Raw genomic sequence first — 1,058 nt, forward strand, 5'->3', positions numbered from 1 at the left:
GAGTTGTCGAACCTTTTCTGTGGGTAAATGTTTTAAGTTCAAAAAACACGAAGATAAATCGCGAGTAGGAAAAGAATATGTCTTGGCCTCTGTGACGATTTTTGCTTCGGTGTTTAATCAAACTGGTCTGGGTGGCACCGCTTCTCAAGGTGTTCGTGTTGCGTTTACTTGTGTGGACTCTAAAACCATTTTAAGGCCGGCGGTTACTTACCCTAAACCGCAAATTAAAGGTCTTCAAACAGCCATTGTGACTGGTAATAAAGACGGTGAGGTATACGTTGATAAACATGGCAGAATAAAAGTACAGTTCCATTGGGATCGTTTGGGTAAGTACGATGTAAATAGTTCGTGTTGGATTCGAGTTGCTCAAAGTGTTGCCGGAAATGGATGGGGTGCGGTGTTTCATCCTCGGGTAGGGCAAGAGGTTATCGTAGAGTTTGTGAATGGCGACCCAGATCAACCTATTGTCACGGGTGCGCTGTATAACGGGAGCCAGTTGCCCCCGTATTCTCTTCCAGAGAAAAGTTCTCAAAGCGGTTTTAAGTCCCGCTCAGTTCAAAAAGGAAACGCAAATTTCAACGAGTTACGCTTTGAAGATAAACCTGGCGAAGAACACATTTACCTTCACGCAGAAAAGTTGTTCCAAATGTTAGTCGAAGACTGCGTAGATATTGTGGTTGAGAACAATAAAGTTGAGAAAGTAACCAACGATGTCACTCAAGACGTTGGAAAAAATGCGATGTTAAAAGTGGGAGAAAACTATACCTCCGACACTGGCAAAGTGCTGTCCCTCAGTGCAGGGAAAAGTATTGAAATTAAAGTCGGTGGAGCCTCAATTCAAATGTCGAGTTCTGGCGAAATCAACATTAAGGGCAACAAGATTTCTATCAATGGCTCTGCAATCGCATTGAAAGCAGGACAAATCTCTTTGAATTAAGAGGGAGCTTAGAATGGGTAAACCAGCAGCAGTGATTGGAAGTTTTCACCTTTGTCCAAAGAAAACAGGCAAGATCCCTCATGTTGGAGGCCCTGTTGTTATGGGGTCTCCAAATGTAAAA

1 protein-coding gene and 1 pseudogene are annotated in these 1,058 nt (G+C 43.1%); both read left to right on the plus strand.

Features of this window, described 5'->3' with window-relative positions:
• Window positions 1–937: type VI secretion system tip protein TssI/VgrG (gene tssI, locus R7P72_RS25960; protein ID WP_318111121.1), on the plus strand; the 937-nt coding region annotated here is incomplete at its 5' end.
• Between the two features lie 13 nt (window positions 938–950).
• Window positions 951–1,058 (plus strand): annotated as a pseudogene (locus R7P72_RS25965) (type VI secretion protein); the annotation flags it as partial.

It is taken from the genome of Vibrio sp. Vb0888 (assembly GCF_033338835.1).
Taxonomy (GTDB): domain Bacteria; phylum Pseudomonadota; class Gammaproteobacteria; order Enterobacterales; family Vibrionaceae; genus Vibrio; species Vibrio alginolyticus.